Annotated in this window: 6 protein-coding genes; 3 read left to right on the top strand and 3 right to left on the bottom strand. The window is 70.0% G+C overall.

Annotation, left to right across the window (positions count from 1 at the left end):
- The first annotated feature begins 148 nt into the window (after positions 1-148).
- Both HNV26_RS36445 and HNV26_RS36450 read left to right on the top strand, forming a co-directional pair.
- Positions 149-586 carry a hypothetical protein gene (locus HNV26_RS36445; protein WP_171440212.1) on the top strand — a complete coding sequence of 146 codons (438 nt, stop codon included), beginning with the start codon at positions 149-151 and terminating at the stop codon, positions 584-586.
- Positions 587-982: 396 nt separating this feature from the next.
- Complete coding sequence (locus HNV26_RS36450; RefSeq protein ID WP_171440211.1) at positions 983-2,242, top strand: threonine/serine exporter family protein; 1,260 nt, start codon at positions 983-985, stop codon at positions 2,240-2,242.
- 1 nt (position 2,243) lies between these two features.
- Here the strand turns inward: HNV26_RS36450 and HNV26_RS36455 are convergent, their stop codons facing one another.
- A complete protein-coding gene (locus tag HNV26_RS36455) occupies positions 2,244-2,660 on the bottom strand; it encodes a DoxX family protein (protein WP_171440210.1) in 417 nt (138 codons plus the stop codon).
- Between the two features lie 121 nt (positions 2,661-2,781).
- Between HNV26_RS36455 and HNV26_RS36460 the strand changes: the two genes are divergently transcribed.
- Positions 2,782-3,969 (top strand): AI-2E family transporter, encoded by a 1,188-nt coding sequence (locus tag HNV26_RS36460; RefSeq protein ID WP_171440209.1) that lies wholly within the window; start codon positions 2,782-2,784, stop codon positions 3,967-3,969.
- 75 nt (positions 3,970-4,044) lie between these two features.
- Here HNV26_RS36460 and HNV26_RS36465 read toward each other — a convergent pair whose 3' ends face one another.
- A complete protein-coding gene (locus tag HNV26_RS36465; RefSeq protein ID WP_171440208.1) occupies positions 4,045-5,778 on the bottom strand; it encodes a lamin tail domain-containing protein in 1,734 nt (577 codons plus the stop codon).
- 159 nt (positions 5,779-5,937) lie between these two features.
- Entirely contained in the window at positions 5,938-6,408 is a 471-nt protein-coding gene (locus tag HNV26_RS36470) for a YqaA family protein (protein WP_171440207.1), read from the bottom strand.
- Positions 6,409-6,496 lie beyond the last annotated feature (88 nt).

Below are 6,496 nucleotides of genomic sequence, written 5' to 3' on the forward strand. Positions count from 1 at the left end.
CGCCCTCCACCGCCCACCCTGCCTGCGTACCAGGCTCCGTCCAGGCCAGCCATGCAGCATGTCTACCTTCAGAGGCGAAGACACGCGGGGCTGATGACCTGTGAAGCCCCCGCGACAGTTCCCCCCCTCGGAACCTGAAGGAGTCAGCATGGGAAGCGCCATTGACGGCAGTATCCAAGGCAGCGGGTACGGGCAGCGCTCGGGAGAGGGTTCCCGCCTCGCCCGTGGCGAGCCCGGTCCATCCGGAATCAGGCAGGCCGGCAAGGAGCAGGCGAAGCAATTGAGCAGCGCCGCGAAGAAGCGCATCTACCACCAGGTGGAGAGCCGCCGGGGTGACGTGGCCAAGGGGATGCGGGGACTCGTCTCCACGCTGGAGAGCATCTCGGGCAGGGACGAGGCGAAAGTGGCGCGGCCGCTGCTCGGCAGCGCGGCGGGACTGCTTCGCCGCACGTCCGACCGGCTGGAGAACGAAACCACCGAAGAGCTGCTCGCGGATGCCCAGACACAGGTCCGCGAGCGGCCCGGACTCTTCATCGCGGGGTGCGTGGCCGCGGGCTTCGTACTCGGCCGGCTCCTCAAGTCCTGAGGGGAGCGCCCAGCCTGGACCTGAACGAACGATTCACCCCCCAAGGAGGCTGGGCGAGCAGGACCGCGCGCGCCATGAAATCACCGTGGGAGACGTCACGCAGGGCATGCTGGCGCCCGCCCTGCTGCCGGTGACCGGCCAGGAGCGCGAGCGCATCCAACCCGCGAAGCGCCGCGCGACAGGAGGTGCCCCAGCTCGGTGGGCAACCCCAGTTCGAAACGGCCCGCTTGCTTGGAGGATTCAGGGAAAACGCGCTGATGGGCGGAACTCCCAGGAGGAGGCGGACCTGAACCCGCGCCGTTGAAGGTGCGAGGCGCCGGGCCCAGGCAGGCGGGCTGCGCCCCTGGAACCCGGGGTGTGCTCCACTGCCGTTTGACTCAGCCTGGAGCCTCTGCCATGTGCGCCGCCGTGGCCGTCCCTCCTGAACTCCGCACCGCCGTCAGTCATCCCCCGCCGCCGGGCCCCGCCGTCGCCTTCACCATCCGGCTGGGCGAGGCGCTGCACCGCTACGGCACGCCCGCGCATCGCCTGGAGCTGCTGATGCAGCGGGTATCGGAGCGCTTCGGACTGGAGGGGCGCTTCTTCTCCACCCCCACGTCCATCTTCTCGTCCTTCGGGCCGCCGGAGGCCCTTCGCACCTCGCTCATCCGCGTGGAGCCGGGGGACATGGACCTGGAACGGCTGTCGCTGCTGGACACGCTGGCGGACGAAGTCATCCATGGTCAGGTGCCCCCGACGGAGGGGGCCCAGCGCGTGGACGCCATCCTCGCGCAGCCCGAGCGCTTCGGCCCCGCGCTCCAGCTCCTGTGCTGGACGCTCGCGGGCGGCGCCGCGGGGCGGTTGTTCGGCGGGGGCCTCAAGGAGATGGCGGTGGCCGCGTTCAGCAGCCTGCTCATCGGCACCCTGGGCGTGCTCACCCGGAAGCAGCCCACCACGGCCCGGGTGTTGGAGCCCGTGGCCGCCATCCTGTCCTCCGCCGTCGCCGCGCTGGCCGCGAGCCTGATGGGGCCGCTGTCCTCGCAGGTGGCCACGCTGGCGGGCCTCATCGTCCTGCTCCCCGGCCTGTCCCTGACGGTGGCCATCAACGAGCTGGCCACGCGCAACCTCATCTCCGGTACCTCACGGCTCACGGCGGCGGCGCTCGTCTTCCTCCAGTTGGGCTTCGGCGTGGCCCTGGGCAGCCGGCTGTCGGTGGTGCTGCCCACGCCGCCCGTGGCGCCACTGCCGCCCGCGCTACCCGACTGGACACAGCTGCCCATGCTGCTGGTGGCCATCTTCGCGGTGTGCGTGCTCTTCCGCGCGCGCCCCAGGGACTGGGGCTGGATTGCCGGGGCCTGCACCTTCGCCTTCGCGGGGGCCCGCCTGGGCTCGCTGCTGCTGGGGGCTCAGCTGGGCGCCTTCGTGGGCGCGCTGCTGCTGGCCATGGGCAGCAACGCGCTGGCACGGCTGCGCAACAAGCCCTCCATCACCACGCTGGTGCCCGGGCTCATGCTGCTGGTCCCCGGCAGTGTGGGCTTCCGCAGCCTGTCCTCCCTGCTGGAGCGGGACGTGGTGGCCGGCGTGGACACGGCCTTCTCCATGCTGATGGTGGCCGTGGCGCTGGTGGCCGGACTGCTGTCCGCCAACGCCCTGGTCCCCACGCGCAAGGTGCTCTGACTCAGCCCAGGCGGGTGACGTACACCGCCACCAGCGTCAGCAGGAAGTAGTGCACCAGTCCGCCCGCGCCGGCGTAGTCCTTCGCCATCCGCTGGCCGAAGAAGAGCGCCACCAGCGACACCGCGGAGAGCAGCGCGCCCCAGAAGGCCAGCGTCGCGCTGCCCGTGGCCACCAGCGACACCAGCCCCGCGGCGCTGAGCGCGCCCGCCGCCAGCTCCAGCACGGTAATGGCGGCCAGCATCAGCGGCACCACGCCACGCAGGGGGCTCTTGGCGAAGTGGCCCGTGAGCCAGCCCAGGTTGCCCTTCCAGTCGATGACCTTGTCGAGGCCAGACTGGAGGAAGAGGATGGCCAGGAAGACGGCGCAGAGCGCCTGGAGCAGCCAGACAGTGAATTGGGTGGATTCGAAGGGCGGCATGGCGCGGCCACTCTAGCCGCCTTGGGGCCGGGCCCAAGCCTTCTTGGCAGGACAGCAGGCGAGCAGGCGAAAGCGTCGCCCGTCCCTAGCCTTCTGTGATGGCCGCCCTACCTTGACGGGTATGGCAACCGAGCAGACCGCCCGGCGGGTGTTCACTGGCCTCATCATCCTTTCCATCATCCTGCTGGCCCTGGTTGTCCGCCCGTTCGCCAAGGCCTTCTTCCTGGCGGCGGTGCTCGCGGGAACCTTCTACGGCGTCTATTCGCGGCTGAGCCGGAAGCTCCGCGGACGCAACAACCTGGCGGCGGGGGTCATCGTCTCGGGAGTCATCCTGGCCCTGCTCCTCCCCCTGGGAGGTCTCACGGCCTTCATCGTCACCGAGGTGTCGGACGGCGTGAGGTTCGTCTCCGACACGGTGCAGCGGGAAGGGGTGGAGGGGCTGATTGGCAAGATTCCCAGCCCCGTGCGAGGCCCGGTCGAGGGGCTGCTGGAGCGCATCCCGCTGGAGCAGGCCCAGCTCGACGAGACGCTCCAACAGCAGGTGAGCACCCAGGGCGGCACGGCGGCGCGGGCCGTCACCGGGGCGGTTGCGGCGACGGGCTCCATCGCGTTCCAGACGGTGATGATGCTCATCGCCCTCTTCTTCCTGCTGACAGAGGGCGCGCGGCTGGTGAGCTGGGTGGAGAGCGTGTCGCCGCTGCGGCGCGGCCAGACACATGAAATCCTGCGGGAGTTCCGCAGCGTCTCCGTGGCGGTGCTCGTCTCGTCGGTGGCCACCGCGGGCGTGCAGGCGGCGGCGGCGCTCGTCGGTTTCCTCATCGCCCGCGTCCCCGCGGCGCTCTTCTTCGCGGGCGTGGCGTTCTTCATGGCGCTCATCCCCGCCGTGGGCGCCGCCATCGTGGTGCTGGTCGCCGCGGCGCTGATGTTCTTCAGCGGGCACCCATGGGCGGCGCTGTTCCTCGCCATCTGGGGCACGGTGGTGGTGGGGCTGGTGGACAACATCGTGAAGCCGCTGCTGGCCAGGCGCGGCATGCACCAGCACGCGGCCATCGTCTTCTTCGCGCTGCTCGGAGGTCTGGCCGCGTTCGGCACGGTGGGCCTGCTGTTGGGGCCCCTCATCGTGGCCTTCTTCCTGGCCCTGCTGCGCATCTACGAGCGCGACTACGGCCGGCCCACACCGCGCCCCGGAGACCCGGCCACGCCCGGGGGGCCGAGCGGCGACGAGAGCCTCATCATCCGCCCGTCCGTGCTGTCGGCGGAGACGCGCGAGCGCGTGCCCCTGTCTCCCACGCCGCCGGAGAACCACTGAGGCTCCGCTGAAACAACACGGCCCCGCCTCCCGCGCGAACGGGGAGCAGGGCCGCGACACTTCCAGCGGGGAGGCTCAGAACGCCAGGCCGTTGACGCGATGGCCCGGCGAGGACTGCAGGCTGGACAGGCTGGTGTGCAGCACGAAGGTCGCCGTGGCGCCCAGGTCCGGGCTGCGGTTGGCGGACACGCCATCCGTGCCACTCACACCGGAGGACAGCACCGCGGACTCCACCACCGCGCCGGCGGCCGTCTTCACGGTGACGGTGTCACCGCTGTTGGACAGGCCCAGCGTGCCCGTGGAGGCGGACACCGCGTTGGGCGTGCCGGCCGGGATTCCCGCCGCGCCGCCGAACACCACGATGACGCCGCCCGCCGCCAGCGAGGTGCCACCGGGGAAGGTGTGACGCAGGCTGGCCGCGTCGGACACCGTCCACCCGCTCAGGTCCACCGCCCCGGTGCCCGTGTTCACCAACTCCACGAACTCGCCCGCCACGTTCGAGCCCGGCTCGTTGACCATCACCTCGTTGATGATGACCTTGCCCGTGCCCCCCGCTGGCGCCGTGGTGATGGTGAAGGCCGCGTTGCCAAGGTCACTGACGCTCGCGTTGGACGCGTCGCTGATGCGGACCCGCGCGGTGGTGGTGGCGCTGGACGGCACCGTCCACGCGTAGCTGCCCGCGGAGGCGGCCGTGCTGGCGGCCAGGGTGCTCCAGGTGCTGCCATCGAGCGTGTACTCCAGCTTCACGTTCGTGACGCTGGTCGACGTCCAGGTGATGTCGCGCACGCTCCCGCCCGCCCAGCTCTCACCGCCGTTGGGCGACGTCACCGTGATGGAGGCATCGTTGCCGGGCGAGCTGTCACCCGGGATGATGAAGTCCTTGATGACGGCCATGTGCTGCATGCCAGAGGCCCCGCTGTCACCGGACAGCGCGGGCGCGATGTCGCTCAGCGGCGAGTAGACGCGCGTATCGACCACCAGGCCGTTGGTGAAGGTGCTGCTACCGATGACAACGGGCGTCTGGTACGCGAACAGGTCGCTGTCCACCAGCACGTGGTCATACGGGGCGTTGCGGCTCGCGTTGGTGTTGGTGTTGCCATTCTTGTCCGCCGGGTGCGGGCCCGACGTGCGAACCACCTGGGACAGCGTGCTGAAAGCGGACTCGTTGCGGCTGCCGGTGTTCAAGTCTCCGCCGATGACCAGGTAGTCGCCCGCGGGGATGTTGGCCTTGATGCGGCTGACCAGATTGCTGGCCTCCGCGTTGCGGTTGCTGCTCCCCGTGGTGAGGAAGTGCACGCTCACCGCCCAGAGGTCCTTCGGGCCCGGCACGTCGATGCGCGCCCAGGCGAAGTCTCGGTTGGAGACGTACGGGTCATCCCACTCGCCCGAGGCGATGATGGGGTAGCGGCTGATGATGCCGTTGGGAATCTGCGCTCCACCCTCGCGGTAGTAGTGGAACTGCGTGCCGAACGTCGTGTCCACGAAGCCACGGATGTCCGCCGCGGAGTTCGACTTGTAGTTGAACTCCTGAATCATCACCACGTCAGCGTCCGTGCCTTGGAAGATGCGGATGCCGTGGCCCGGGTCGTAGTCCTGCCCGTTGCCGCTGGACGTGTTGGCCGCCAGCAGGCGGAGACGGACCTCGCCCAGCGCGTCCTGCCGCTGCCCGACTTCCGCGCCGTCGAGCCCCACGGACTCCAGCGCCGAGTCCTCGCCACCACACGCCGCGAGCACCGCCAGCAACAGCGCGGCGGCATGTCGCCGCCAGTTCGACTGCACATGGCTCAAAGGATTTGCATCGTCACGCATGATGTCCGGTCCTGCCCCCTGACAAGGAGCTGTTGAGTGGTCGGATGAGACACCACACGCTACCCGATTAACGGGGAAAGCGATGCTCACCCGTCTCCTTTATCGAACGGAACGCAGACACGTTGCGTGAAACATCGGTGAAACCACCCGAGACGGGCACTACAGCGCGGCGGCGGCGGACAGGGCGACGGCGAGGTAACGAAGGCCCTTGCCGAGCGTGACGAAGAAGACGAAAGGCAGCGGGCGCACCCCCAGCATGCCGCCGGCGATGACGAAGGCGTCACCCACCACGGGCATCCAGGACATGACGAGCACGGGCGCGCCCCACTTCCGTGTCCAGTCCTCCACGCGCTGCAGACGCGGCCCCTCCTTCTCACGGCGCCGCGCGTACCAGCGCCCCAAGGCGCCTCCACCACCGCCCGCCACCCACCGGCCCAGCACGTAGAGAGACAGCGCGCCCAGCACGTTGCCCGTGGTGGCCACTCCAATGGCGGTGACGGGCGCCGTCCCGCCGTAGACGAGCGCGGCCAGCAGCGCCTCGGACGGCACTGGCACCACCGAGCCCGCAAGCATCGCGATGAGGAACAGCCCCGGGAGGCCCCAGGTGGCGAGTACGGACGGGTCGGGCATCAACGATTCGAAGGTGAGAGCCCCCGAGCCTGCCATGCCCCCCGCCGCGGCGCACGCGCTCAGACACCCAGGGCGCAAGGTCTGCGCC

Origin of the sequence: Myxococcus xanthus (assembly GCF_013116825.1) — a bacterium.
In the GTDB taxonomy this organism is placed as follows: domain Bacteria; phylum Myxococcota; class Myxococcia; order Myxococcales; family Myxococcaceae; genus Myxococcus; species Myxococcus xanthus_B.

What these genes read in the sequence shown, in the direction of transcription:
- HNV26_RS36455 (WP_171440210.1), bottom strand. Translation starts at nt 2,660, where the DNA reads ATGCCGCCCTTCGAATCCACCCAATTCACTGTCTGGCTGCTCCAGGCG.
- HNV26_RS36470 (WP_171440207.1), bottom strand. Translation starts at nt 6,408, where the DNA reads ATGCCCGACCCGTCCGTACTCGCCACCTGGGGCCTCCCGGGGCTGTTC.
- HNV26_RS36450 (WP_171440211.1), top strand. Translation starts at nt 983, where the DNA reads ATGTGCGCCGCCGTGGCCGTCCCTCCTGAACTCCGCACCGCCGTCAGT.
- HNV26_RS36460 (WP_171440209.1), top strand. Translation starts at nt 2,782, where the DNA reads ATGGCAACCGAGCAGACCGCCCGGCGGGTGTTCACTGGCCTCATCATC.
- HNV26_RS36465 (WP_171440208.1), bottom strand. Translation starts at nt 5,778, where the DNA reads ATGCGTGACGATGCAAATCCTTTGAGCCATGTGCAGTCGAACTGGCGG.
- HNV26_RS36445 (WP_171440212.1), top strand. Translation starts at nt 149, where the DNA reads ATGGGAAGCGCCATTGACGGCAGTATCCAAGGCAGCGGGTACGGGCAG.